Source organism: Myxococcales bacterium, assembly GCA_016703425.1.
In the GTDB taxonomy this organism is placed as follows: Bacteria; Myxococcota_A; Polyangia; order Polyangiales; family Polyangiaceae; genus JADJCA01.
The window spans coordinates 271,732-296,526 of record JADJCA010000031.1; the positions used below are offsets into that span (position 1 = coordinate 271,732).

The 24,795-nt window shown below is 68.4% G+C and carries 20 protein-coding genes and 1 pseudogene; 7 read left to right on the forward strand and 14 right to left on the reverse strand.

Annotated features, from left to right (window positions below; all coding sequences use genetic code 11):
- The first annotated feature begins 263 nt into the window (after positions 1-263).
- A complete protein-coding gene (locus IPG50_39580; GenBank protein MBK6698243.1) occupies positions 264-2,744 on the forward strand; it encodes a tetratricopeptide repeat protein in 2,481 nt (826 codons plus the stop codon).
- Here IPG50_39580 and lpxA read toward each other — a convergent pair.
- The 3 genes from lpxA to IPG50_39595 all read right to left on the reverse strand — a co-directional run bounded on the left by lpxA (position 2,725) and on the right by IPG50_39595 (position 4,915).
- The gene (gene lpxA, locus IPG50_39585) at positions 2,725-3,477 is read right to left on the reverse strand and encodes an acyl-ACP--UDP-N-acetylglucosamine O-acyltransferase (protein MBK6698244.1); all 753 of its coding nucleotides are present in this window, start codon (positions 3,475-3,477) and stop codon (positions 2,725-2,727) included. The two genes, IPG50_39580 and lpxA, sit on opposite strands and share 20 nt — an antisense overlap.
- On the reverse strand, positions 3,474-4,046 hold the full coding sequence (locus IPG50_39590) for a hypothetical protein (GenBank protein MBK6698245.1): 573 nt from the start codon (positions 4,044-4,046) through the stop codon (positions 3,474-3,476). Before IPG50_39590 ends, lpxA begins: the two co-directional genes overlap by 4 nt.
- A 305-nt stretch (positions 4,047-4,351) precedes the next feature.
- On the reverse strand, positions 4,352-4,915 hold the full coding sequence (locus IPG50_39595) for an OmpH family outer membrane protein (protein MBK6698246.1): 564 nt from the start codon (positions 4,913-4,915) through the stop codon (positions 4,352-4,354).
- 223 nt (positions 4,916-5,138) lie between these two features.
- Here IPG50_39595 and IPG50_39600 point away from each other — a divergent pair, with 223 nt between their 5' ends.
- Entirely contained in the window at positions 5,139-6,158 is a 1,020-nt protein-coding gene (locus tag IPG50_39600) for a hypothetical protein (GenBank protein MBK6698247.1), read from the forward strand.
- Between the two features lie 18 nt (positions 6,159-6,176).
- Here IPG50_39600 and IPG50_39605 read toward each other — a convergent pair whose 3' ends face one another.
- The 7 genes from IPG50_39605 to IPG50_39635 form a co-directional block, all read right to left on the reverse strand.
- Positions 6,177-7,328: a hypothetical protein gene (locus IPG50_39605; GenBank protein ID MBK6698248.1), complete on the reverse strand. Its 1,152-nt coding sequence runs from the start codon at positions 7,326-7,328 to the stop codon at positions 6,177-6,179.
- Positions 7,329-7,396: 68 nt separating this feature from the next.
- Positions 7,397-8,218 (reverse strand): outer membrane lipoprotein-sorting protein, encoded by an 822-nt coding sequence (locus IPG50_39610; protein ID MBK6698249.1) that lies wholly within the window; start codon positions 8,216-8,218, stop codon positions 7,397-7,399.
- Positions 8,215-10,626 carry an MMPL family transporter gene (locus IPG50_39615; GenBank protein ID MBK6698250.1) on the reverse strand — a complete coding sequence of 804 codons (2,412 nt, stop codon included), beginning with the start codon at positions 10,624-10,626 and terminating at the stop codon, positions 8,215-8,217. The genes IPG50_39610 and IPG50_39615 overlap by 4 nt, the downstream gene beginning before the upstream one ends.
- On the reverse strand, positions 10,623-10,898 hold the full coding sequence (locus tag IPG50_39620; GenBank protein ID MBK6698251.1) for a hypothetical protein: 276 nt from the start codon (positions 10,896-10,898) through the stop codon (positions 10,623-10,625). The genes IPG50_39615 and IPG50_39620 overlap by 4 nt, the downstream gene beginning before the upstream one ends.
- A 129-nt stretch (positions 10,899-11,027) precedes the next feature.
- Entirely contained in the window at positions 11,028-12,257 is a 1,230-nt protein-coding gene (locus IPG50_39625; protein MBK6698252.1) for a hypothetical protein, read from the reverse strand.
- The gene (locus tag IPG50_39630) at positions 12,257-13,495 is read right to left on the reverse strand and encodes a hypothetical protein (GenBank protein ID MBK6698253.1); all 1,239 of its coding nucleotides are present in this window, start codon (positions 13,493-13,495) and stop codon (positions 12,257-12,259) included. The genes IPG50_39625 and IPG50_39630 overlap by 1 nt, the downstream gene beginning before the upstream one ends.
- On the reverse strand, positions 13,492-15,417 hold the full coding sequence (locus IPG50_39635) for a GMC family oxidoreductase (protein MBK6698254.1): 1,926 nt from the start codon (positions 15,415-15,417) through the stop codon (positions 13,492-13,494). The genes IPG50_39630 and IPG50_39635 overlap by 4 nt, the downstream gene beginning before the upstream one ends.
- A gap of 110 nt (positions 15,418-15,527) precedes the next feature.
- On the opposite strand from IPG50_39635, the gene IPG50_39640 reads away from it, so the two are divergent.
- Both IPG50_39640 and IPG50_39645 read left to right on the forward strand, forming a co-directional pair.
- Positions 15,528-16,343 carry a hypothetical protein gene (locus tag IPG50_39640; protein MBK6698255.1) on the forward strand — a complete coding sequence of 272 codons (816 nt, stop codon included), beginning with the start codon at positions 15,528-15,530 and terminating at the stop codon, positions 16,341-16,343.
- Positions 16,340-17,989: a GMC family oxidoreductase gene (locus tag IPG50_39645; protein MBK6698256.1), complete on the forward strand. Its 1,650-nt coding sequence runs from the start codon at positions 16,340-16,342 to the stop codon at positions 17,987-17,989. The genes IPG50_39640 and IPG50_39645 overlap by 4 nt, the downstream gene beginning before the upstream one ends.
- 46 nt (positions 17,990-18,035) lie before the next feature.
- On the opposite strand, the gene IPG50_39650 is transcribed toward IPG50_39645, so the two are convergent.
- The 3 genes and pseudogenes from IPG50_39650 to hrcA all read right to left on the reverse strand — a co-directional run bounded on the left by IPG50_39650 (position 18,036) and on the right by hrcA (position 21,750).
- Positions 18,036-19,166, reverse strand: a complete 1,131-nt coding sequence (locus IPG50_39650; GenBank protein ID MBK6698257.1) for a cation transporter — start codon at positions 19,164-19,166, stop codon at positions 18,036-18,038.
- 44 nt (positions 19,167-19,210) lie between these two features.
- Positions 19,211-20,581, reverse strand: coding sequence for a cyclic nucleotide-binding domain-containing protein (locus tag IPG50_39655; protein MBK6698258.1), 1,371 nt, complete (start codon positions 20,579-20,581; stop codon positions 19,211-19,213).
- A 118-nt stretch (positions 20,582-20,699) separates the two neighbouring features.
- A pseudogene (gene hrcA / locus IPG50_39660) lies at positions 20,700-21,750 on the reverse strand (heat-inducible transcription repressor HrcA).
- 170 nt (positions 21,751-21,920) lie between these two features.
- Between hrcA and IPG50_39665 the strand changes: the two are divergent.
- Positions 21,921-22,682: an extensin family protein gene (locus IPG50_39665; GenBank protein ID MBK6698259.1), complete on the forward strand. Its 762-nt coding sequence runs from the start codon at positions 21,921-21,923 to the stop codon at positions 22,680-22,682.
- An 18-nt stretch (positions 22,683-22,700) separates the two neighbouring features.
- On the opposite strand, the gene IPG50_39670 is transcribed toward IPG50_39665, so the two are convergent.
- The gene (locus IPG50_39670) at positions 22,701-23,660 is read right to left on the reverse strand and encodes an RluA family pseudouridine synthase (GenBank protein MBK6698260.1); all 960 of its coding nucleotides are present in this window, start codon (positions 23,658-23,660) and stop codon (positions 22,701-22,703) included.
- 177 nt (positions 23,661-23,837) lie between these two features.
- Here IPG50_39670 and IPG50_39675 point away from each other — a divergent pair, with 177 nt between their 5' ends.
- Complete coding sequence (locus IPG50_39675) at positions 23,838-24,560, forward strand: response regulator (GenBank protein ID MBK6698261.1); 723 nt, start codon at positions 23,838-23,840, stop codon at positions 24,558-24,560.
- Between the two features lie 2 nt (positions 24,561-24,562).
- On the forward strand, positions 24,563-24,709 hold the full coding sequence (locus IPG50_39680; GenBank protein MBK6698262.1) for a hypothetical protein: 147 nt from the start codon (positions 24,563-24,565) through the stop codon (positions 24,707-24,709).
- The last annotated feature ends 86 nt before the right edge of the window (positions 24,710-24,795 follow it).

Below are 24,795 nucleotides of genomic sequence, written 5' to 3' on the forward strand. Positions count from 1 at the left end.
CAACGCGGTCCGCGGGTGGGAGCGCCACCCCTCTTGGGCGATTTTTCCTCCTCCGCCCGTCCGGAAGGGCCCGGAAGGGCTCGCGGAAGTATGCAATTCACCACGGGCACCCGTATGATAGCGGGGTCGGTGTCGTCGGTCCCTCCCGGCGCCCCGCGCTTTCGTGATCGCTCGGTGACGCTCTCCGGAGCCAAGCCAGGCGATCAGCCCGCCGCGGTGGGGGGCAGATCCGGGTCAACCCCGGGAAGGAGCAACTCGAGTCCGTGGCGATCGACCGAGAAAAGGTGCTCCAGGCCGCTCAGAAGCTGGTCGAGAAGAAGAAGTACGACAAGGCGGTACTGGAGTATCAAAAAGTCATTCAGGAGGATCCGAACGACGCCCGGACCTTGCTGAAAATCGGCGACCTCCAACTGAAGATGGAGGCGTTCGCCGAGGCTATTGCCACCTACGAGCGAGTTGGGCGCTTCTACGCGAGCCAGGGCTTCGCCCTGAAGGCCATCGCGGTCTACAAGCAGATCCGCGAGATCATCAACAAGCACGTCCCGCAGCTCGAGGAGCGCTACGGCCACATCGCGCCCAAGCTCGCTGAGCTTTACCAGCAGCTGGGCCTCACGAGCGACGCGCTCGCGGCCTTGGACGAGGTCGCCACTCGCCTGCAACGGCAAGGGCGTGATCCCGAGGCCATCGAGGTCTTCCGGCGAATCGTCGAGCTCGATCCCACCAATCCCCTGCCCCACCTGAGGCTCGCCGAGGCGCTCTCCCGCGCCCGCGACCCGGAGAGCGCGGCGGCGGAGTTTGCCATTGCTGCCGGTCAGCTCTTGAAGCACGGCCGCCGCGACGACGCTCTCAAGATCATCGAGCGACTCCTCCACCACCGGCAGGACGTCGGCCAAGCGCGCATCGCCTCCGAGCTCTACCTCCAGCGCGGCCAGCCCAACGACGGCCTGCTCGCCCTCGCGAAGCTGCAGCTTTGTTTCCAAGCCAACCCCAAGGATCTCGACACGCTGGCGCTCCTCGCCCGCGCCTTCGTCGCCATTGGTCAGGCGAGCAAAGGCGTTGAAGTTCAGAAGGAGATGGCGCGCATTGCCCGCGAACAGGGCAAGCTCGACCTCTTCCGGCAGCTCGTCGAGAAGCTCGAGCGCCTCGCTCCCCACGACGATCAGGTTCAGCAGCTCTCGATCCTCGCGCGCAGCGCGCCGCCACCGCCCGCGAGCGCGGCGGCCGCCGCCGGCAGCCTCGACGACTTCGACGACGTCGAAATGCTCGAGACGGGCGACATCGAGGCCTACGAGCTTGAGGAGATCGAGGAGGCGGCGGCCGCCGTGTCGCGCGCGCCGGCGCCCCAGGAGCCAGCGCCGTATGTCGACGACTCGGAGGAGGCGGCCTACGCAGAACACGCACGCCGCGTTGTCGCCAGGGCCACGTCGCTGCGGGAGCGAGACGCCAACGCCGAGGCCGTCGTCGTCTTGCGCGCCGGCCTCGAGACCGACCCGCGTTCGCTCGAGATTCGCTACGCGCTGCGCGACGCCCTGATGGACCTCGGTGAGGCCGGTGAGGCCGTCGACGAGATGCTGTTCATCGCCAGCATCCAGCTCGACTCGCTCGACGGCGAGGCGGCCGCTCGCACGTTGCAGGACGTGCTCGGCATCGATCCGTCGAACGCGCGCGCCATCCACACGTTGCGAGAGCTTGGCTTCGACATCCCTGAGCCAGAGCCCGTCTACGCCGGCGAGGAGCTGCCCGGCTACGGAATGGAGGAGACGGCCGGCCCCGTGGCCGCGAGCCCACGCCTCGAAGACTCGATGGCGGGCGACGGCCCCTTGCCGAGCTTCCCCCTCGACGCGCCCGAGAGTGAGCCCTTCGAGCTGACGTCGAAGGGCGAAGCGGCGGAGACCTATGAGGGACCGGGGCCGTCCCCCTCCGCGCCACCAGGCCCGAACCCGGAGCTGGAAGAAGCCTTGGAAGAGGCCGACTTCTTTGCGTCGCGCGGCCTCTTCGAAGACGCTCGCGCGGTCCTTCTCGAGCAGCTCCATCGGCTGCCCAACCATCCGCTCCTCCGGGAGCGCATCGACGAGCTGGACGCCCAGGAGAGCGCGTCGCAACCCTCCGGCGCCCGCGCGCGCCCGACCAACGAAGAAGACCGGAGCTTCGCCATCGCCGCGTCGCTCGACGCGCTCGAAGCCACCGACCCGCGCGCCGCTGTCGCGCAGCCGGCCATGGCCCCGCAGGGGCAGGTCGACGTCGAGGAGGTCTTCCAGAAATTCAAGGAAGGCGTCTCGAAGCAAATTGGCGCCGACGACTCGCAGTCGCACTACGACTTGGGCGTCGCCTACAAAGAGATGGGCCTCTACGAGGACGCCGTTCGGGAGTTCGCCATCGCGGCGCGCGATCGCGCCCGCACTTGCATGTGCGAGACGATGATCGGCCTCTTGCACATGGATCACGGCGACGTCGACAAGGCGATCGACGCTTTCCGCCGCGGCCTCGACTCGCGCGACAAGGTGCCGGCGCACCAGACCGCCGTCGCCTTCGAGCTCGGCGTGGCCTACGAGGCCAAGAACCTCGTCACCGAAGCGCTCAACCAGTACCAACACGTGGCGGAGCGCGAGCCGAACTACCGCGACGTGCAAGAACGCATCAAGCGGTTGTCCAGGGCGGAACCTTCAAAGCCGATGCTCGCCGCCGCCGTCGGCGACGACGAGTTCGACCGCGCGTTCGCCGACATCATCGGTCCCGACAAGTAGACCCGAGCATCGCCCGCGCCAGCCGCGCGACACGCTCGTCGCTCGAGTGGAGCAGCGGCTCGGCGCGCACCGACAACGTCTCCTTCCCGAAGAGGAGGCGCCGCAAGGCGCGCTCGAGGGACGTGATGGCCGCCGCGTCGAAGCCGCGCCGACGAAGGCCGACCTTGTTCAGGCCGCGAACGCGCGCGCGGTCGCCTTGCACGACGACGAAGGGAGGGACGTCGCGCTCGACCATCGCGCCACCTGCCACGAAGGCGCTCTCGCCGAGGACCACGTGTTGCGCCACCGCCGCACCACCGCCGAGCGTCACGTAGTCCTCCACGCTCACGTGGCCGGCCAAGAGCACGGCGTTCGAGACCGTCACGGCGTTGCCTACGGTCGTGTCGTGACCGACGTGACTAGCGACCATGAACAGGTTGTCATTTCCGATGACGGTGGGGCCACTGGTCCCGCGGTGAACGGTCACGTGTTCACGAAAGGTGTTGCCGTCACCGACGCGAAGGACGCCCGCTTCCGATGAGCCGCGCTTGTCTTGGGCGAGCGCACCGATGACGGCAAAGGAGCCCACGACGTTCTTTCGTCCGAGGGTCGTGCCGCCGAGGATGACGGCGTGCGGAGCGAGAGTCGTGCCCGCCCCCAAGCGAACGCCGGCACCGACGATCGCGTAGGGTCCCACGTCGACGTCGGCGTCACACTCTGCCGTGGGGTCGATGATCGCCGTAGGGTGAATCAAGGGGCGCCCCCCGCGCGACGTCGCGCCAGCGCTCGAAGCGTCGCGACGCCGCGCAGCCAGGAGGCGCGATCGCGAGCCGGATACCCGCCCACCGTGGCGCCGGCCGCGACATCGCCGATGACGCCGCTCTTCGCCGCGACGCGCGCGTCGTCACCCACGCTCACGTGGTCCGCAAAGCCCGCCTGACCGCCGACCTGGACGCGATGGCCGAGCCGCACCGAGCCGGCGAGGCCGACCTGCGCCGCGAGGAGGCAGTCGTCGCCGATCTCACCGTTGTGCCCAACGTGCACCTGCGCGTCGAGCTTGGAGCGCCGCCCGATGCGCGTCGCCGTGAGCACGCCTTGGTGCACGGTGGTGCCGGCGCCGATGAACACGTCGTCGCCGACGACGACGCCCCCGCGGTGGGGCATGGCGCGGAGGCCCGCCGGGCCCTTTACCCAACCGAAGCCGTCGCCACCGATCACCGCGTGCGCCTCCACGCGCACGCGCGAGCCGAGGACGACGCCGGGAAAGAGGACCGCCGTGGGGTGCACGAAGGAGTCGGCGCCCACAACGGGAGCCTCCGCCAACGGCGGCACCTCGTCGAGCAGGAGCGCCAGCGCATAGGACGCCCACGGATGAAGCCAGTCGGCGAACGCGCCGGGCCCCGAAGGGTCGGTCAGCGCTTCGTCGAGGAGGACCGTCGCACCGCGCGCCTTGGCGCGCGCGCCGTCGCCGAGGGCCGAACGGCGCGTGACGACGCAGAGCGCCCCCGGGCCCGCGAGGTCCGGCGACTCGACGCGGTCGACGACAGCGGACGCGCGGACGGTGCCGCCGCAGCGCGCGGCGAGGTCTTCGAGCGATCGGGGGAGAGAAAACCGGGGCGTGTGAGGCTCTACTTCTTCGGGGCCGCGGGCGCGGCCGGCGTCACCGCTCCGCCGCCGTTGTACGCCTGGATGCAGCGATCCGTCAGGTCGAGGTCGCCGCGGAAGTAGTGTGCGAACTGTCGCTCGATCACCACGTCGTAGCCGTCGGTCGAGGCGAGGCGCTTCACGATGCCGAGGATCTTCTCGACGATCGGGTCCGTCAGCTCCTTCTGCTTCTTCTCGAGCTCCTTGTTGTAGTCGACGAACACCGTCTGGAGCTCAACCATGGCCTTTTGCCAGTCTTCGACGCGCTTCTGCATGGCGCCGGCCGACAGGACCTTGGCCTGCTTGTCGATGTCTTCCTTCTGCTTGGCGAGCTCGTTCTGCTTCCGGTTGAGCTCTTGCTGGCGGCTGTCGAAGACCTTCTTGAGCGTGGCCTGGGCGCGAAGGCCGTCCTCGGTCTGCATCACGGCCCGCTGAACATCGACAACGGCGATCTTCATCTGGGCCTTCGCAGCGGGCGCGATGGCCAAGACCAAGAGAGCCGCGACGAGGGACGCGGCAAGCCGACGGACCGTGGAGGAAACGCTCATGGGCTTCGGGTACCGAAGCTCAAGGACCGGGTCAAGGAATACATTCCCCGACGTGCCGAAGGTTTGCAGAATCGCCCCGCTTGCTTCGAACCGCGGGCGGGGCCGTGAACGTGGGTTCTCGGGCGGCCCGCCACCGATGCCGCACAGTGGGCAAGGCCCTTGCCCCAGCCCCCCACGAAACGCGTCGGTTGTGGCCTGGCACGGGCCGTGGATACTGAGAACAATGCTTCGCCCCGCCGCTGGCCTTCGCGCCACCCTCACTCGCTTCGCTGGCCTCGTCTTTGGCCTGTCCGTGGTCGCCTTGAGCAGCGCCGCCGGGTGCAGCTCGAGCGAGAACCGATACTACTGCGACGATACCGGCTGCTACTCGTGCGACGGCTACGGGTGCACGACGGTCGCCGCGGCCGCGCCCACCGTCTGCTCAGGCCAAGCGAGCTGCCCATCGGGCACGACTTGCACAGAGAGCGGTTGCCTAAAGAACTGCGCCGCCGAGGCCGACTGCGAGCGCGGCCTCGTCTGCAAGGCCGGCTTCTGTACCTCGCCCACGACGACACCCGGCAAGGCCAAGGAGTGTTCGAGCAAGGCCGACTGCGGCGCCGGGAAGATCTGCGTCGAGAACTCCTGCCAAGGCTGCGGCGGCGAGAGTGGCCCCTGCCCTTGCGCCGGCGCGAGCGACTGCGCGGCCGACCAGACCTGCAGCGCCGGTCAATGCGTCGCGAAGACGAACGTGTGTCGCTACGCCAGCGAGTGCGCGAGCGGCCAATCCTGCGTCAACGGCCAATGCGTGAAGCCCTGCGCCGACGACGCCGCGTGCGCCGCCGGGAGCGCCTGCAAGGCCGGATATTGCCAACCGAAACCGCCGACCGGCTCCTGCACGTCCGACGCGCAATGCGGCGGCACGACGCCCAAGTGCCTCGCCGGTCGGTGCGCGGCTCCCTGCTCGAGCGATGGCCAGTGCGGCGCCGGCAACTACTGCAACCAAGGCTCGTGCGCGCCTGACACGCGACCGAAGCCGATCTGCTCGGCGGGCAACATGACGTCGTGCGCCGCGAGTCAGTCCTGCGTCGACGGCTACTGCAAGTACCCGTGCCAGAAGGACGACGACTGCCGGATCATCGACGCTCGCATCGGCTACTGCGGCACCGACAAGGTCTGCCGCTCGCCGGATGAAGCCAAGCCGCAGTGCACCTCGCAAGCCGAGTGTTCCGCGAGCCAGAGCTGCGTCGACAACCGTTGCAAGTAACGCCGCGGCCGGGCCCGTTCAGAAGTGATACGCGAGCTCGAGGCGCCCGAAGTGATCGCGGGCGAAGCCGCCTTCGAGCTTCCGCGAAGAGGCGAAGTAGGCGTTGGCGTCGACCTTCAGGCGCCAGTGTTCACCGAAACGGCGGCTTGACTCGAGGTGGCCGAAGGTCGTGCCGTCGAGCACGTCGACGAACGCGCCGCCGGTGACCTCCGTGGACGCCTCGTCTTCGAAGCTGAGGCGCAAGCCGCCGAAAGCATCGTGCTCGAAAAATGTCGGCGCCGCCTCGACGGGGCGCGTGTCATAGAGAAACTCCGCCGCCAGGGTGAGCTGCGTGCCGGCGATAAACGGCCCTGGGGTGAAGTCGAGGCCACCGCCGCCGGCGAAGAACACACTGCCGGGTCGCCACACGCGCGCGAGCGATTCCGCCTTGAAGACGAACGCGCCGACGGCCCACTGAAGGTCCGCCGAGCCTTGGTGCATGGGCTCGTAGCGCGGCGCGACGTTGCCGGTCGTCAGCTCGGCGACGAAACGCGGCTCCCGCGACAAGCCGGTGAAGAGCCCCAAGCCCAAGTCGGCGGCGCCCAAGTCGAAGGTGACGCGGGCGGCGCCACTCGGGTGCCATCGCCCAAAGCGCGAATCGAACTCCGGCGCGTCCACGTCGACAACGGCGGGGAATCGAAGGCGCCCACGCAATCCGGGAAAGGTCCGATCACGGAAGTACGGAAGGCCGTAGGCCCGCAACGTGACCTTGTCGGACGACCAGCTCACCGACGCAAAGGGCTGACCCCGCTTGACGGTCCCCGTCGGGGTCTCGACGAAATCGATCTGGTTGAGCACGTCGGTGGGCCTGTGAGACTCGAGCACCCCCCAGCTGAAGGTGCCCACGCCGGCTGCGAGTTCGACGGCATCGACGGAGAGCTTGTAGCTTGCGTCGTGCAGGTCGGCGTGGGAGCGCCGCTCATCGACGGGGTCGAGTCGATAGAAGGGCCGGAGTGTCGCCGTATGAGCCGCGCTCTCGGACTTCAGCTTGAACTCCGGTTCGGCAACGAGCGACACGGCGTCGCCGAAGGCTTGGCCCGCGTATTTGGGGGTCTGCACGAAGGCGCGACCGTCAGCGGCCACCTTCCCCGCCGTCGCCAGCGACGAGCCGCAGCCCGCGAGCGGCGCCATCGTCGCGACCAGTGCGAGAGCCGAGCAAAAGCGCAACATCGGAACCGGGCCCTGCCTGCAACCGCGCGTCAGCGGCCGTCGCCGAGCTTGCCAGCGGAGAACTCGGAGGGCGAAAGGCCCGTCTGCATGGCCAGCTTGGAGAATGCCAAGACAGTGCTCTTCTGCGTCTGGTGGTTCTTCATGGTCCACGTCTGAGCGCGCCAGTACTTGCCTGAGAGCTTGGTGTACCCGTCGTAGGCGAGGGTCTTCGCTTTGGCGCCCGCGCGGTCGAAGAACTCCGTCGAGACGACGCGGAGCTCGGCGGTATCGAGGGCCAGGACGCGCTTCGAGTAGGCGGAGTTCTTGTCCTTCGGGAGCGCCTCGAGGCGAAAACACGTGGCCTCTCCGCACGGCGCCGTGCCAAGGAAGCGCCACTCGTACTTTCGCACTTCGCTGCCCGACAGATCTTCGTAGCTGAACTCGCTACCGGCGAAGGCGCTCGTCTTGTTCGACGCGGCGATGCGCTTGGTGCGCTTCGTGCCCGGCAGGTAGACCCACTGCTCGTCCTCCTCGTCGACCTTGGCGTGCGACAAGAGCGCCGTACCCTTCACGTCGGCGGGGGCCTCGAAGACGATCAGCACCTGATCGCCCACGACGGCCGTCGGGCGTTCGAGCACTTTGAGGGAGAAGCGCCTTCGCGCCTCGGCGCCCGTCGCATCCTTGAGGGTCATGTCCACGGCGCCGGAAAAGTCGTGGTAGCCGCTGTTTCGGGCCGCGAGCTCGCGAACGAGGGCCTCCGCCTTGTCGCGCTCGCTGCCTTGCTTGACGAGCTCGGTCGCGTCGCGAGCGTCGCTCGCCGAGGTCACAGCCAAGAGTCCCAGAACGCCGACCACTCCAATTTTCATCTTCACGTTGCACCTGCCTTTGCCGAATCGAGAACCGAACCAACGTCGTCTTGCGAGTCATCGTCGAAGGGCGCGAGCGTGCGCGAGCGCGCGCGCGCGCGCCGGGGAGCGCCCACGAACACCAGCACCAGCGCCGGTACGAGCACGAGGTCCGCGACAGGCGCGATGGCAACGACGAGGAGGCTTAGCCACCCAAGGTGACTGACCATCTGAAAGGAGCTGAGCCCAAGGACACCGAAACCCAAGGCGAGAATGCCGCTCGTCGCGAGCATCGCCGGGGCCACGTGGGCGAGCGTCTTCTTCATGGCCTCCTCGGGGCTCCGCTCGGTCGTCAGGGCCGACTTGAACTTCGTCAAGAAGTGGATCGTGTCGTCGACGATGACGCCGAGGCTGATGGACCCGGCCACCGACGCCACGATGTTCATTTGCCCGACGGCGAGGCGCCACACGCCGTACCCCACGATGATGGGCACCACGTTGGGGACAACCGAGAGCAGCCCGAGGCGCCCGCTCCGCAAGACGAGCATCATGCAGAGCGAGATGAGCGCGAGCGAGACGAAGTCGCCCTGGACCATGTTGCGGGCGTTCTTGCTGCTGAGTTCGGAGAAGATCACGACGGGCCCCGTCGCTTCCGTCCACATCGAAGGCGGCGTGTGGGCGCGAAGCCACGCGGCGCTCCGCTCCTTGAAGGCCGTCATCTCGCGCGTCGACATGTCCTTCACCGTCACGCTGAGACGCGTCGCGGCCTTCTCGACGTCGATGCGGTCTCTAAGGTCGAGGCCCGGCGGTAGCCCCATTTCGTAGAGGAAAAGCTCTTCGCGCCCCTCCTCCACGGTAGCCGGCAACCGATACTCGCCGGCGCCGCCGCCGTGCGACGCCTGATGCACCCGCTTCATCACGTCGGAGAGGGCGTAGACGTGGTCGACCTCGCTCTGGGCCCGGAGCCAGCCCGAAAACGCGTCGACGCGTTCGAGGTAGGCAGGCTCAACGACCCCGCCCGCCGCGCCGCTCCCGAGCTGAAACTCGAGTCGATAGATGCCCGAGAGGTTCTTCATGGTGAAGTCGACGTCGCGACGAAAGGCCATCGACTCGCCGAAGTACCGGATGAATTGATCGTTGTTCTCGAGCTGTGCCGCGAGCGTGCCGGCGCCCAGCGTCACCGCGGAGGCGACGGCGAGGACGAGGACCTTTCGCTTGAGAACGAAGGCCGATAGCGCGTCGACGAGGCGAAACGAGCGCTCGGCTTCCGGCCGACTGGGCGACAAGACCGCAAGAGACAGAAGCGCGGGCAGAAGGACCACGGACAACAAGAACGCCACCGTCACGCCGAAGGACGTCATGTTGGCGAGGTGTCGAACCGGCGGCGCGACGGAATAGTTGAGGCACAAGAAGCCGACGACCGTCGTGAGGCACGTGTACGTCACGGCCTCGAGGTTCGTGGCGACCGCGAAGACGATGGCGTCATGCTGAGAGCGGCCATCGCGAAGCGCGTCGCGGGCGCTCAGTACGATGTGGATGCCGTCCGCGACCGCCACGGTCATGACCATCAGCGGCGCCGCGACGGCCGGTGGGGTGAGCGGGTAGCCGAGCCAACCGGCAAACGCCATCGACAACGTCGACGACAGGCCGATGACGAGCCCCACGGCCAACGTGGCGGCGAGGCCGCGCAACATCCAGAACATGGCGCCGAGCATCACGAGCACCATCGCCGGGACGAGAACCGCGAGATCCGACACGGACGCCTGCATCAGCGCGTCGTTCATGAGCGCCATGCCACAAGGCCTGATGACGAGGCCCGGGTAGCGTGGCGCAACCTTGTCGACGAGCGCGTGGGCGGCGTTGGCCGTGAGAGACACCTCCTCGGGGGCCTTGCCCGGGAGGCGGAGCGTCACGTTGACGGCGCCGGAGCGGCCGTCTTTCGCGATCAGCGCACCCGCGAGGAGCGGCTCTCCGAGCGCGCGCGCGCGAATGCCTCGAAGCGCCGCGTCATCCAGATCGGCGGCCCTTCCGGGCACGAGCGCGTGTTGCACCATGTCGTCGCCGACAGCGTCGACGACACCGAAGTTCGTGAGCGAGTCGACGCGGGCCGCAAAGGGCAGCTTCCACCCCTCCTCCGTCAGCTCCTGAATCGCCGCGAGGGCGTCGCGAGAGACCACGTCGCCGCTCTCGGCGCGCACCACGAAAAGGACGTTGTCGGTCTTCGTGAAGGCCTTCTCCAGCCGCTCGAAGCTGGCGAGGCCCGGGTCGTCGGCGGAGAAGAAGATGCGGTAGTCGGTGGAGAAGGCGGCCCGAGGCACACCCAAGGCGAAGAGGCCCGAGAGCACGAGACTCGCGACGATGGCCAAGAGGGGCCTCGTCGTCGCGAACCTCCCAAGGGCCTCGCCCAAACGTTCGAATCGGTTTCTGGTGATCATGGCTCTCCTCCGTCCAACGCCGCAGCGCTCGCCTCGCGGCGCGCGTCAAAGCCCGCATCTCCGGCCAACGCATCCCCACGCGACGCGTCGTGCGCCACGATCGCGATGCCTTCGGGCGCGATGTCGCCGCCGTCGTCCTGCTGATCTTCGAGGCACGCGTCCACGCGCTGAAAAATCGTCGCCAGCTCATCGCAACCATCGGCGTGCGCGTTGACGCATTCGGAGGCAACCCGACGCAAGCCCACACAACCGCTCGACACGAGCGGCAGCATGACCCCGCACGCGCGCAGCTTGTGGTCGGCGCGCGTCGCACGCGTCGCCGGCGACGGTCGCGTCGTCCTCGCGGCAGCCGACGACGACGACGGCGACCGAGAGGAGGCAGAGGAGCCATCCGAGGCGCATCAGAACCCTCGCTCCGCAAGATCAGCCGCCACGGCCGCGTAGAAGCGCGCCACGTCGAAGCCCGTTCGAACGTTGGCGTCGGGGAGGTTGCGCTGGCCGAGCTGCTCCATGTGATCGGCGGGGACGCAGCCGCGAAACTCGCCCCACCGAGCGCTCGCCACGCTGACCAAGCCATCGCTGGGCACTGCCGTCTCACCGGCCCCCTTGCCGACGACGTCGGCGAAAGGGACGAGCGGAAGCGCCATGTAGTCGTGCTCGACGACGCTCGCGTTGCATTCGCGGACAACGGCCGCGTCGTGCTCGGCGCTGGCGGCTCCAAAGGGCCGACTGTAGCCGGCCCACGACTGATAGAAGACCCCCTCGGCGTCGACGATGGTCGCCGCAAACCGAGCCGCGTCGTCGGTGCTGATGGCTTGGAGGCTTTCACGAAGCTTCGGCTCGAAGTCCGGCGAAGCGCTTCCGAGGCCGGCGCCTGTGAGCGAGAGGAACGCGTCCACGAGCTTCTGCCGATCGCCGTCGGGAGCGAGACCGAGCATGACGTCGGCCACGCGCGTGCCGCGATGGGCCGTCGCCACCGTCGTGATGCTCGCCACGGCATCAGCGGGCCGCGCGGCGCCGAGGCCGGCGTCCAAGACAAGGCCCGCGGGACTGACGAGGTAGCGGCAATCGAGGCCGCCGAGCGAGTGACAAATCAAGTTCACCTTGGGCGCCTTCGTCTCGGCGCGCACCGCTTCGACGCGTGCAAGGAGCGCCGCTGCGCGCGTTTGGACCGTGGACCACGGTGGCAACGTCGCGAGCTCCACGCGATGCCCACCTTGAACGCGCATCGTCTTCACGATGCGGTCGCTGAAACGAAAGAGCGGCGAGTCGTCGATGCCATTGACCAACACGACGGGGTATCGTGTCGGATGATGCGCGGGCGCCTCGAGGGAGCTCGGAACGCAGCCCACACCGTAGAGGCGACAGCTCGCGCTTTTCGGGTCGCCGTCGAGCGTCACGCCTTGGCCAAGGGCGACGCACGAGAATGTATCCATCGCTCCCTGAATGCGAGCGACGTCGCTCGGCGCGAGCGTCTTGCAATCGAGGAGCGGCGCCGCCCCTCCGAGGCACGCGACGAGGTTCTCCTTCGCCGTCTCACATCGAGTCGCATCGCGCTCGCCATTCTCGGCAACGCACGCGCCGCTGCCAGCGAAGACGACGGCGAGGGCAAGAAGGCGGGAGCGAACCATCACATACCCTCCCGCGCGAGATCCGCCGCGACCCACCGGTAGAGGTCCACCGGATCGAACCCCGTCTGCACGTCCCGCGTGAAGTGCCCCACTTGGCCGATGACGTCGTAGTGATCGGCCGGCACGCAGCCGCGAAAGCGTCCCCACTTGGCGCTCTCGACGGAGACCATGCCGTCGTTCGGGCTCACCACGTTGCGACCGTCGTCGCCCAGCGTCGAGCCGGCAAAGGGCGCCGTCGCCCAGAGCAGCTCGCCTAGCGTGTCGTTGGTCCCGTCGTGGCGATAGAAGCGCGACGCGCCGCCGTCGCAGTGGACCCACGCGTCGCCGTCGTTCTTGGTCTTGCCGAGGAGACGGCTCACGCCAGCGAAGGACTGGTACAAGACGCCCTCGGCGTCGTCGACGCGGAGATTCCACGAAGCGAGCGCCGTTGGCGTGAGGCCCTCTAGCGTCGTCGCCAAGGCGCCGTGGTCGAGCGAGCGGGGCGTCTCGGCGGTCCCCGACAGGGCGGAGACGATCGCCGCCGCGTCGCCATTGCCGAGCGCCTCGAGCGCGGCGTCGGCGACCCGTGTCCCGCGGTGGGGTGTCGCGACGGTCGTGACGGACGCGACGAGCGACGTGATGCGGGAGCGGGCGGCCTCATCCTTTTCGTAGAGGCCGTGCGGGCTCAGGAGGAAGCGACAGTCGAGGCCGGCCACCGCGTAACACACGAGGTTGACCTTCGAATAGCCGTACGCTCCGGCCATCGACTCGATGGTCGCGGCGAGGTCCGCCGCGCGCTCGGCGATGGGCGCCCAAGAGAGCGGGTGAACGAGGCCGGTGGGAATCCGGTATTCGTCGCGAAGCGTCGCGAGAATGCGCGGATTCCAATCGAAGCTCGGCGTCCCGTCGATGCCGCTCACGAACACGAGCGGGTAGCGGGGCACCTTCGCGCCGGTCGTTGGCATGGGCAAAGGCGACGCGGGGCACGCCCACCCGCCGAGCTTGCAGAGGCGCGGGTCGACGGTGCCGCTCTTGTCCGTCGCCAAGGTCGGGCACCCGCCGTAGCTCACCGCATCGGCCAGCGCCTCGCGGTCGGCCCGCTCGATGCGCGAGCAGTCGATGTCCCGCGCCACGACGCCGCACTTGGCGAGGCCATGCTGCAGCGACTCGCAGGAGCCCGCCTCGTCGCGGCACGCGAGGGTCGCCGGCGCGAGCGCCGCGAGACCGCCAAGGACCATGAGCCGACGAAGGAGCCTCACCGGCGCGCCTCCCGTCCTTCGAGGATCACGTCGGCGGCTTTCTCCGCCATCATGTAGATCGGCATCGCGATGAACGTGCCGGGGATGGTCGGAAAGACCGAGGCGTCGACGACGCGGAGCCCGGTCGCGCCGATGACGCGAAACGTCGAGTCGACGACCGCCTCGCCATCGTCCACCGCGCCCATGCGGCTCGTGCAGCAGGCGTGGTGCCCCCACGATTCTTTTCGCACGAAGCGAGCGATGGCTTCGTCGGACGCGACGGACGCGCCGGGCCACACCTCTTCCATCGACGTCGGCGCCAGCGTCGCGCGAGCGCGCTTGGCCACGTCGCGAGCGAACTTCACGCCCTCCACGAGGGCCAAGAGATCCGGGTCGGTGAGCGGCTTTTTCTCGTCGAAGGAGTGGAAGTGGATGCGCGGACGTTTAAACGGGCTCGCGTCCACGAGCTCGACGACGCCGTCACGGTTCTGCGTGTGGCCCTTGAGGAGCAGCCACGTGAACCTCGTTCGCGCCTTGGCTGCGTCAGCGGAGTAGCCAGGGTAGTAACCTCGTGCGTCGGTGGGGACGGCGAAGATCTGAAGGTCTGACAAGGGCGCGCCGCTCGAGCGGCGGAGGACCGTCGCCAGAAATCCCGGGGTCGTGTACACGCCGACGCCCTCTCGCCACGACGCGAGGCAGGGGTCCTTGTCCTCATCGACGGCGTCGAGGCGGCACGGCGCGACGACGTCGAGCGGCGTATCGAATTCGCTGACGACGGCGGCTTCGTAGCGATCCTGGAGATTCTTTCCGACGCCGGGCCGTTCGAGCACCGGCTCGACGCCGACCTTCGCGAGCTCTGCGCCGTTGCCCACGCCCGACAGGGCCAAGAGCTGCGGTGTGTTGAAGGTGCCCGCTGCCAGGATGACCTCGCCGCCATCGACGGCGCGGATCACCTCGGCTTCCGCGGTCACCGCCTTTTGCGCGAGGCTCGCTCCGTACACGTGAGGTTGGCGCACGACCTCGACCCCAATGGCCGTCGGCGTCGCGCGTTTCGAATCCCAGAGGACGCGCGTCACGAAGGTCCCCGTTTGAATCGTCAGCGGGAACCCCTCGGCGACCGTGCGAAGCAAGTGCTCGCGAGGGCCGTTGCGTGTGCCGCTGGCGGTCGCCAACGGGAGGCGAAAGAGCCCCGTGGCCTCGCCGTGACGGAGCGCCTCGTTCACGTCGTGCGAAAGCAGCGTCGCCAAGGCCGCGCCCTCGCTGGAGACGACCGGCGCGAGGCCGTCGGTCGTGGAGGCCGCGGCGGCCGCAGCCCGAAGAACACCGGTCAACTTGCTGTCGCCGAGCGCCAAGGACGGCGCGGGCACGGTGATCGAGAGCCACTCGCGAACGCGGTCCTCGTAGCGGAGCATGTTCGAGGCGCGAAACGAGCCGTCGAGCGTTGCCAACGCGAGCGCGTCCCAATCGGCCGGTGAAGGGAGCACCGTCACCATGGCGTTGACGGCGGTGGAGCCTCCGAGGGCGCTGCCGCGCGGGTAAAGGACCCCGTCCTTCGTCACCTTGGAGTTCGATGCCTCCACGGCCGGATCGCTGTGGTGCTTCACGAAGTACCACCAGGCCATCGCCGGATCTTCGGTCGCCAAGCCGTGCATCGCCGGCACGCGGTAGTGGTTCCCGTCGCCCACGTCGTCGCCGGCCTCGAGCAAGAGGACGCGCTTGCCGGCGCGCGCGAGGCGAGCGGCGACGGGTCCGCCACCGGCGCCAGAGCCAACGACGATGTACTCGTAGCCAGCGGCCGCTCCCGACGCCCGGGGTGCGCATCGGGCGCCCTCGCACGACTCTGCGCTCGGCCCGCCGCAGTGGCTCATGGCCAGCGGTGCCGCGAGGGCGACGAGGCCCAGCGCTGCCCGTGAGCGGGCCGATCGAATCGCGTTGAAGTGCACTCGAAGCGTCTGACATGTGGGCAACGGTCACGCCCTGTCCAAATTGGAAAGGCTCGTTGTCCCAAGTGAGCGTGGCCCCGCGCGCGTGCGCTTCGTAGACCTGCCTTCCCATGACACAGCCTCGCGTCACCGTCGCCGCGCGCGCCTTTGGCCGGCGAGAAGCGCTCCGGCTCTTGGGTGCGCTCGGCGCCCTCGGCTGCAGCGCCCCCGACGATTGGACGGCGCAGCCATGGCAAGCGCCGAAATCCACCTCGCCCGAGGGCGCGACGGCGCCGCTGGTGTTTGTCGACAGCGTCGACGCGGCGTTCGAGACCCTGCTCCCCGCGGAGCGCGACGCGAACGGGGTCGTCGTGAGCCCGGGTGCGCGTGAGGCCGGGGCCGATCGCGTTCTCGGGACCGAGGGCTTCGGCTTGTTGGCGCTCGCGCAGGGCTACGCGCCGGGCGTCCCCGAACGCGTCATCACCTTGCTCAAGCGCTCTGGGAACGCCTTTCGGGTGGCGGCCAACGCGGAGCTGGACGCGCTCGCGTCGCTCCGTCGGCCGCTCGTCCCCTTTCGCGATCTGTCGGCGTCGCAGCGCCACGAGATCGCCCTGGCCGCGCTCGACGACCCGGCGCACGACCCAGCGCACAGAGCCACGCTGCTCATCCTGCGCGCTGCGTGTTTCTCCGCGTACCTGGGCGCCGTCACCTCGGACGTGGGCCTCCACGCTGTGGGCTTTCCCAAGTTCGAAGACTGGGAGACTCGCCTCGCCGTGTCCGGCTACCCGCGAACCAAGAGCGGTCGGCTCCTCGACGCCGAGCGCGACGACCTTGCAGCCCTCGCCGCCAAGGGAGACCTGGACGACTACACGTTCAACCGCGAGCCCGCGGCCACCGTGGGCGATGATCTCAGCGCCGTCGTCGACGCGAACGGAGATCTCGTATGACGCTCGCCGGCTTTCGTGACGTCGTCGTCCTGGGCTCCGGCTTCGGCGGCGCGGTGATGGCGGCGCGACTGGGCGCCGAGGCCCAGGCCCTCGGCAAGCAGGTGCTCGTCATTGAGAAGGGCAAAGATCACACGGGGCGCTTCGACGACGCGGCCAACGACGGGCCCTTCAACGGGCAAGGCAACCGCTTCCGCCACAGCTTGGGCCCCGACTACCTCTCTACGATCCTCGACGTCGTGTCGGATCCCTCGGGCGCGTTTCGCACCGGCGTCTCGAGCATGAACGTGGCCCTCGGCAAGGGCCTCGGCGGCGGCTCGAACGTGTACGACGCGGTCAGCCTTCGCGCGCCAAGGGAAGCCTTCGAACAGAAGGCCGGTGCCCGGCGCCTCTGGCCCCAGCTCTACACGAGAGCCGCGCTCGATCCGTATTACGCGAAGGTCGAAGCGCGCCTGCGGGTGACGCGCCTCGCCTGGACCGACGCCGCAGCGCCGCATTGGGCGCTCGCGACGAAGCGCGACTTCGTGTTCGCCGAAGGTTGCCGTCGCATCGGAGCGACGGCGCTTCCGCTGAAGGTCGCGACCCACGACGACGCCAACGAGGGCTGGTGGAATCAAGGGCAGCGCTTTTCAGGCCGCCAGGACCTGACGAAGAACTACCTCGCCGACGCGAAGGCCTCGGGCGTCGCCTTCGCGACATCCTGCGAAGTCACGACCATCGCGCCGAGCAAGAAGGGCTACACGGTGAGCGGCATCGACCGCCGCGGCGGCGGCGAGGTGCCCTTCACGCTCGAGTGCCGACTGCTCGTCGTCGCCTGCGGCAGCATCGCCTCGTCCGCGCTCTTGCTTCGCTCGCGCACACAATTCAGTGAAAGCCGGACGCTCGATCCGAAAGGGGCCCTTGGGCGTTACCTGTCGTCGAACGGCGACTACGGCGTGTCGGGCGTCGTCGGAGATCGCTACGAACACGACGTCGAGGGCATGAAGGGCAAGCCCATGTCGAGCTTCTCCCCGACCTTCTGGGCCAAAGACAAGTTCATCCTGATCCCGTTCTACGCCGCGCCGCTTCACCTGGCGCTCGGGCAGCCGTCGACGCTCAAGGTCGCCCAGGACCCCGGGGCGCGAGGCCGCGGGTCGACGGAGGCGCGTTCCGGCGAGTCGGATTTCGGCCTCGCCTTCAAGAACCGACTGAAGCGCTTCGGGTCGCGCATGCTCACGATGGGGTGCCTCGCGCTCGACGAGTGCGAGGGCGAGATCAGCGTGGGCAAGTCGGGCGCCGCAGAGGTGCGTTGGCCCCGGACCAGCGACGCAACAGAAGCGCGCTGGTCGGCGGCCGTCTCGGCCATGGCGCGAATCTACGACGCCCTCGGCGGCGAGATGTACTTGGACAGCTACCGCGCGGAAGGGAGCGTCAACACGGCGCATCCGCTAGGCGGCTGCCGCATGACGGACCGCGACACCAAAGACGGCGTCATCGACGAGTTTGGCGAAGCGCTCTTGAACACGAACCTGTTCGTCGTAGACGGCGCATCCGTTCCCTCCGCTTTGGGGACGAACCCGTCCTTGACCATCGCCGCCGTGGCCGAGCTCATCGCCGACCGCCTCGTGCGCGGGGTCGGGACGACGAAGCTCGCGGAGCGCCTCAGCTAGGAAGCTAGGAAGCTAGGAAGCTAGGAAATCGCCATCGAGCCTGCGGTCACTCGCAGTGGGGCGCTGGTGCCACCGCCTCGGGTTCGACCTGGACGCTCACGTACTCCACGCCGAGCGTCTTCTTCAGCTTCTCGGAGACGCGAATCCCGAGGTCCGGCGTCGGAGCTTTCGAGAGGACGTGGACCATGATGGCGTCGTGCCCCGCGCCGAGGGTCCACACGTGGAGCGCGTGGATGCTGTCGACGCCGGGCACGGCGAGCGTCAACGTTCGGATCATGTCGACGGGGAGGTGACGCGGCGCCGACTCAAGCAAGACCATCAGGGCGTCGCGCAAGAGGCGCACGGCGCCGACGACGAGGATGCCCGCGACGACGAAGCTCATGATGGGATCGATGGAGGCTGGTCCTCCAAAGCGAATCACGAGCGCGGCGACAAGCGCCGCCACGGAGCCGAGCGTGTCCCCGAGAATGTGGAGGTGAGCCCCTCGCAGGTTGAGGTGGTGCCCTCCCCCGCCCCCCTTCGCCTTCGCGTGGTCGTGGTCATGGTCGTGCCCGTGATCGTGGCCATGATCGTGACCATGACCGTGGCCGCCGTGGGCGATGGCGCCGTGCAAGAGCCAAGCGCTGATGCCGTTGACGATGAGCGCGCCGATGCTCACGGCCAGCATAATGCCGGCAGCGGGCTTCTCATCGCCCCCGAGATGCTCCAAGCCATCGTGGACGATTTCAAAAACGGCGCCGAACACCAGCACGGTGTTGATGAGCGCAGCCAACGGCTCGGCGCGCCTTAAGCCGAAGGTAAAACGCTCGGTGGGCTTGCGCACGGCGACGCGCATCGCCACGAGGCTGAACGCCAAAGCCAGGATGTCCATCAAGAGATGGAGCGCGTCAGCCTTGAGCACGCTGCTCCGAGCGAGCATCGCGCCGGCGAGCTCAAGCCCAAAGAACAACGTCACGAGGATGAGCACGTACGTCAGCCGCCGCGCCTGTTTCGCCTCCTGCGCGGTGAAGCCCGGGTGCCCGCCCCCGCTCGGCGCTGCCTTCACCGTCTCCTTCGTCCCGACGTGCTCGTGCGCGTGCGCGTGGTCGTGGTCGTGGTCGTGGTCGTGGTCGTGGTCGTGGTCGTGAGGACCATGAGCCCCGTGACCGCGACCTTTGTGCGAATGCGGCGGTTCCACGTCGATTCCGTCTTGTCGGTTGCGTTTCGCGCGAGGCGAACGCCTCAGATGAGCACGAAGTCGTCGGCCACGTTGGTGGTCGAGTTTTCGATGACCGCGCTCGTCTCTTCGTCGCGCAGCACCGCCGACATGTAAAGGCTCAGCAGGATGGCGGGGTGGTCTTTGATGAGCGAGAGGAAGTCCTCTTTGGGCAAGTGCAGCGACACCGTTGGGTGCACGGCGACGACGTCGGCGTTGGCCTTGCGCCGAAGGACCAGCGCCACCTCGCCGGTCACCTCGCCGGCGCCCAACGCGGCAATGACCAGCGGCTCGCCTCCTTCGTACCCGACGACCGCGACCTCGCCGGACGCGATGAGGTGTAGACCTTGGGCGTCTTCGCCGGCGGTGATGAGCTTGTCACCCTTCTCGAAGACCAACGTCTCGAAGCGCTCGACGAGCGCCGGGCGATCGGCCGAGTGGACCGACATGAGGACGCGAGACGTGCGCACCAAGTTCGCGAACATGCGGCGCCGGCAGTGCGCGGCGAGCTCGGCGCCCACCTCGGGACGCGTCTCGGCGACGGACTCGAGCGACTCGCGGCGCGCCACGAGCAGGATGGAAGGTCGGCACGCGACGACGCTCGCCGCGCGCGGCGCCCTGGAGAGGAGCGCCATCTCGCCGAAGAGGGCGCCGTTGGTCAGCCGTGCCAGCGTGACGGGTTCGCCAACGTGGCCGTCCTCGGTATCCGGCGTTCGGCGGCGAACCTCCAGCTCGCCGCGCGCCACGATGTACGCTTCTGCGCCTTCTTCACCTTCAAGGATCACTTCCTTGCCCGCCGGCACGGTGATCATTTCGAAGGCGGAGATCAGGGCGCGCAGCGGTTCGGGTTCGAGCGCCGAAAACAGCGGGAGCGGCGCAATGACCGACTGGGCGCCGTTTTCCCCCGACTCATATTTCTGCCGCGCTTGGTGGACGATCGACTGGGCCTTCGACAAGAGGGCCGGCCCCGTGAGGTAGCTCGACAGCGGCTGAAACTTCTCGAAGCTCGGCAGGGGCGGCGGCGGCGGGGCCGTCTCCGCGAGCCGCGGCGACGTGGACGCGAATGACGCGGCGATGGAGTCGAGGTGCGCTTCGATGGACCGCCCCAACTGCCGAAGATCGGCGACGGCGGCCACCGCCAGCGGCAGGTTGCCGGTGTCGATGGCGCGCTTGACGCCCACTTCAAGGCCTTCGATGGCGGCTTCCGTTCGGCCCGCGTCGGCGAGGAGCCGGCACGTGAGGATCAGCGCGCTCGGCACCGACGCGTCGTGATCCACCACGGCAGCGCTCCAACGAAGCGCGGCTTCACGCTCGTCCGCGAGCATCAACGCGAGCGCTCGGTCGAGGGGCGAATCGGTGGTGTGCGTCCCGGGGAGCTCCGGCGGCCCGGTTCTCATGAGGGGTCGGAGGATACACCATCAAGTGCGGGCGGGCCGAGAACTTCGCCCCCTCGCAGTCGCGCTCCTTTGCGCTGGCCCACTGCGCTGGCCCACGCGGTCTCGAGCCAATCGGCGCTCAATCCTCGCCATCGTCCTTGTCGCGGCGCCGGTCGAGGAGCGCCGTCACCGCGTCGGCGGTGGCCCGCACGAGCGGCAAGACGCTGGGGTAGTCCATGCGCGTCGGGCCGATGACCCCCACCGTGCCGACGGGCTTGCCCTTCTCAAGGAAAGAAGCGCCCACGATGGCCAGGTGCCCGCCGCCCAGATCGCCGGCTTCGCTGCCCACGACGACAGAGCCGCCGGCGACAATGGTTTGATCGAGGAGGCGAACGATCTGCTCCGGGCTCCTCGAGGGCTGCGACGACCTGCCGGAGCCCGTCGCCACCAGCAAACTCGGGTCGCTCGAGGAGGCGCGATTGCCCCTCGATGAAGATGTCGGCAAGGCCGCCAGCGGCCTCACGAACGACCTCACTCCCGAGCGTGTACGCCTTCTGGCGGAGGGCATCGCCCTGCACATTTTCGTTGTTAAGGCGGCGCGCGAAGAAGTCGCGGAGCTCGCCGAGGGACCGGCCTTCCGTCACCTCGTCCAGGAGGTTGTGGATGCGCAAGAGCTCGGTGTCGGAGATTTGCGCGCGCAGGAAGCGGTTCTGGACGGCGCCGTTGGTCATGACGAGGACCGCCAGCAATTCGCCGGGCGTCGTGCGAACGAAGCGGAGGTGCTTGAGCTTGAGACTCTCGGCCTTGGGCGAGATGACCACGGCCGCCGTGCCCGTGAGATCGCTCAAGATGCGCCCCGTCTCTCGGAGCACGTTTTGCCCCGGCACGAGCTCGTCGAAGCGAGAACGGATGCGCTCTCGCTCCTCGGCGCTCAGCTTTCGGAGCTCCATCAGCGCATCAATGAAGAGGCGGAAGGCGCGATCCGTCGGTACGCGGCCGGCGCTCGTGTGCGGCTGGGCGAGGTAGCCGAGGTCTTCGAGATCGGAGAGAACGTTGCGAATGGTCGCTGGCGAGAGGAGGAGGCCATATTTCTTGGCGAGCGTGCGTGAGCCGACCGGCTCGCCCGTCGACACGTATTCGGAAATGGCAGCGTAGAGAATCTGCCGCGCACGCTGGTTGAGCTCCGTCATCGGTCAAAAGCGGAGGATAGCGCGCCTCCGCACGCGGCGCTTGCGCCTGGCCTCCGGCTATCGGCCTTTCCCGCCCTTGCGCGCCAGCCGCCCCAAAGTTCGGCGAGCCCCAAGGCGCGTGCTAGGACTGGGAGGTTCGGGCCTCCCCGGCCCGTGCCGCCGCATCCGAGATGCCCTTCGCCGCCCCCTCCCGAGGCCTTGCTCGTGCCGTCCGCGCCCTCTCGGGGCTCGCGGCGGCCGCCGTCGTTTGCACCCTCGACGGCCCCCTCGTGGCCGGCGACCCGGACGTTCAAACGCCAGAGAATCCCTCACAAACCCCCGCCGTCACGTACGCCGGCCTCGACGCGTCCGCGTGCCAGAGCGAGCTCACGCGCCGGGGCGTCTCGTTCCAGTCCGTGGACACCGCGCGCGGCGTGCTAGCCCCGCTAAGGCTCACGGGTCCTATCCGCGGGGTGACGTTCCGGTCGACCTTGCCCGAGAAGGCGCGCGCGACCGCCGCCTGGGAGATTGTCGACTGCCGGCTCGCGCTCGCGCTCGACGACTTCGCCGCCATCTTGGCGGAGCGCGACGTCAAAGAGGTCGTTCACTTCTCCATGTACCGACCGCCGCCGCTACGCGGCTGGATCGACGGGATGCTTGGAAAGCGGCACACGGGCGCCCTCGCCATCGACGCGGCCCGCTTCGTGAAGAGCGACGGCACGACGCTCGACGTCGAGACACACTTCGGCGGACGCATCGGACAGAAAACCTGCGGCACCAGCGCAGCGCCGCAGCCGAAGAGCACCGAAGGCCGCGTGCTTCGCGAGATTGTCTGCGAGGCGGCCGACAAGCATCTGTTCAACGTTCAGCTAACGCCGCACTACAACCGCGCGCACAAGAATCACCTTCACCTCGAGGTGACGCCCGGCGTGAAGTGGTTCCTCATTCGCTAGCGTGAGCACGGCTGCGGCTCACGGCGCCTTCGCGCGAAGGCGAGCGAGCGTCTCTGCAAAGTCCGCCGGCACCGGCACCGTGAACTTCATGGGCTCCTCGGTCTTCGGGTGCAAGAACCCGAGCTCGGCGGCGTGCAACATCAAGCGCGGCGCTGGGATGCGCTCGCCACTGTATTCGCGGCAATAGACGCGCTCGCCGATGAGCGGGTGCCCGACCTCGCTCAAGTGAACGCGGATTTGGTGCGTGCGGCCCGTCTCGAGACGACAGGTGACGAGCGTGGCGCCCTCCTTTGCGGCCGCGCCGCCGCTGAGCCGCTCGTCGACGTCCACGTGCGTCACGGCGCGCTGCCCTGCTTCGAGGCGCGGACGGTTTCCCTTCATGCGTTCGATGGAGCCGCGGAGCCCATCGCCGCGATCTTCGACGAGGTGCGACGTCAACGAGCGTGACGTCATGACGCCGTGAACCATGGCGCGGTAGAGGCGGTGCACCGAGTGGACGCGAAACTGGGAGGCCAGGCTCTGCTTGGCCAGCCACGAGCGCGTGAACACCACGAGGCCCGTGGTCTCCTTGTCGATGCGGTGAACGACGCCGAGCGGCGGGCGTTGACCGCGCTCGCGCCCGGAGCGCTGGAGCGCCGCGCGCACGCGCTCGTCGAGGGTTCCCGTCTCGGTGTCGTCGTACGGCACCGTGCTGATGCCCGCGGGCTTGTTCACGACGACGACGTGGGCGTCGACGAAGACGATGCGCTCCTTCTCGAGCTCGTCGGGTCGGGGCCGCCGCGCCGCGAGGTCGAGGCTCACCGTCACGCCCGCGCGCACGCGTCGCTCGACGACCGTCACGACTTCCCCGTCGGCCTCGATCTTCCCGGTCTCGATGTACCCGCGTGCCTTCCCCCACGAGACCTCGAAGAGGGCGCGCACGACGGCGTCGAGCGACTTGCCGCCAAGCTCGGCGGGGACCACGTGCGACGTCTTCATGCGAGGGCGAGTGTCGCACGATGTCGGCCCCGACGTCGCGAGAGGCGCCGGAAAGGCGTGCATTTGAGGCATGTGCACGTGCCCCCTTCACAAATCCCGCGAGCTTTGTATCGTAGGCGTCTCTGACAGCGCCTCCATAAGGAGCGCAGCCGCCCGTGAGTCCGTGAGGAGAAGCCCGTGCCGAAGACCCTGCTAGCCGTCGACGACAGCGTCACGATGCGAAAAGTGCTGGAGATCGCGTTTTCCGGTGAGGAGTTCAACGTGATCACGGCCGAGGGTCGCGACGATGCCCTCGGCAAGATGAGCGAGAAGCCGAGCGTCGTCTTGATCGACGGTGGCGAAGACTGGGGCTACGCGCTGGCGAAGGACGTTCGCGCCCAAGCGCCGGGCGCGACCATCCTCATGATGTCGAGCCGCTTCTCCCCCTACGACGCCGCCAAAGCGAAGGAGTCCGGGGCCGACGACAACCTCGAGAAGCCGTTCGAATCGAACGCCGCCGTCGACAAGGTGAAGAAGGCCATGGCCGCCCACGAGGGTGGTGGTGACGTCGCCGCCGCCGCCGCGCCCGCACCGGCTGCGGCTCCGGCTCCGAAGGCCGCACCCGTGGCGGCCGCCGCACCGGCTCCCAAGGCCGCGGCTGCCGCACCGGCTCCCGCCAAGGCCGCCGAAGCGCCCAAGCCCGCCGCCGCCGCGGCTCCCGCGAAGGCCGCCGCTGCGCCGGCCGCCACCAACGGCAAGGCCATGGCCGGCAAGCTCGCCGACCTCGGTCTCACGCCGCAGCAGGTGGAGGCGGTCATGGCGCTCTCGCGTCAGGCCGTCGAAGAGGTCATCTGGGAGGTCGTTCCGGTCCTCGCGGCGACGATGATCCGAGAAGAAATCACCCGCCTCACGAAGGAGTAACCATGGCCTTCGAAGGAAAAAAAGAGTCCACCGAAGCCCTCACCGAGGCCGACGTCAAGGCGCTGCTTCAGCAGGTTGCTTGGGACGTCGTCCCGCAGCTCGCTGAAGCGCTGCTCCGCGAAGAGCTCGACAAGCAGCTCAAGGACTGAGTCCACCAAGGCCAGCGGCGCACTGGGGCCACACGAGCCCCGTGCGCACGTCGCGTGACTGACGTGGAGGCCTCCCTCCGCGCGCC

What these genes read in the sequence shown, in the direction of transcription:
- IPG50_39595 (MBK6698246.1), bottom strand. Translation starts at nt 4,915, where the DNA reads ATGAGCGTTTCCTCCACGGTCCGTCGGCTTGCCGCGTCCCTCGTCGCG.
- IPG50_39600 (MBK6698247.1), top strand. Translation starts at nt 5,139, where the DNA reads ATGCTTCGCCCCGCCGCTGGCCTTCGCGCCACCCTCACTCGCTTCGCT.
- IPG50_39605 (MBK6698248.1), bottom strand. Translation starts at nt 7,328, where the DNA reads ATGGCGCCGCTCGCGGGCTGCGGCTCGTCGCTGGCGACGGCGGGGAAG.
- IPG50_39615 (MBK6698250.1), bottom strand. Translation starts at nt 10,626, where the DNA reads ATGATCACCAGAAACCGATTCGAACGTTTGGGCGAGGCCCTTGGGAGG.
- IPG50_39620 (MBK6698251.1), bottom strand. Translation starts at nt 10,898, where the DNA reads ATGCTGCCGCTCGTGTCGAGCGGTTGTGTGGGCTTGCGTCGGGTTGCC.
- IPG50_39625 (MBK6698252.1), bottom strand. Translation starts at nt 12,257, where the DNA reads ATGGTTCGCTCCCGCCTTCTTGCCCTCGCCGTCGTCTTCGCTGGCAGC.
- IPG50_39640 (MBK6698255.1), top strand. Translation starts at nt 15,528, where the DNA reads ATGACACAGCCTCGCGTCACCGTCGCCGCGCGCGCCTTTGGCCGGCGA.
- IPG50_39645 (MBK6698256.1), top strand. Translation starts at nt 16,340, where the DNA reads ATGACGCTCGCCGGCTTTCGTGACGTCGTCGTCCTGGGCTCCGGCTTC.
- IPG50_39655 (MBK6698258.1), bottom strand. Translation starts at nt 20,581, where the DNA reads ATGAGAACCGGGCCGCCGGAGCTCCCCGGGACGCACACCACCGATTCG.
- IPG50_39665 (MBK6698259.1), top strand. Translation starts at nt 21,921, where the DNA reads ATGCCCTTCGCCGCCCCCTCCCGAGGCCTTGCTCGTGCCGTCCGCGCC.
- IPG50_39670 (MBK6698260.1), bottom strand. Translation starts at nt 23,660, where the DNA reads ATGAAGACGTCGCACGTGGTCCCCGCCGAGCTTGGCGGCAAGTCGCTC.
- IPG50_39680 (MBK6698262.1), top strand. Translation starts at nt 24,563, where the DNA reads ATGGCCTTCGAAGGAAAAAAAGAGTCCACCGAAGCCCTCACCGAGGCC.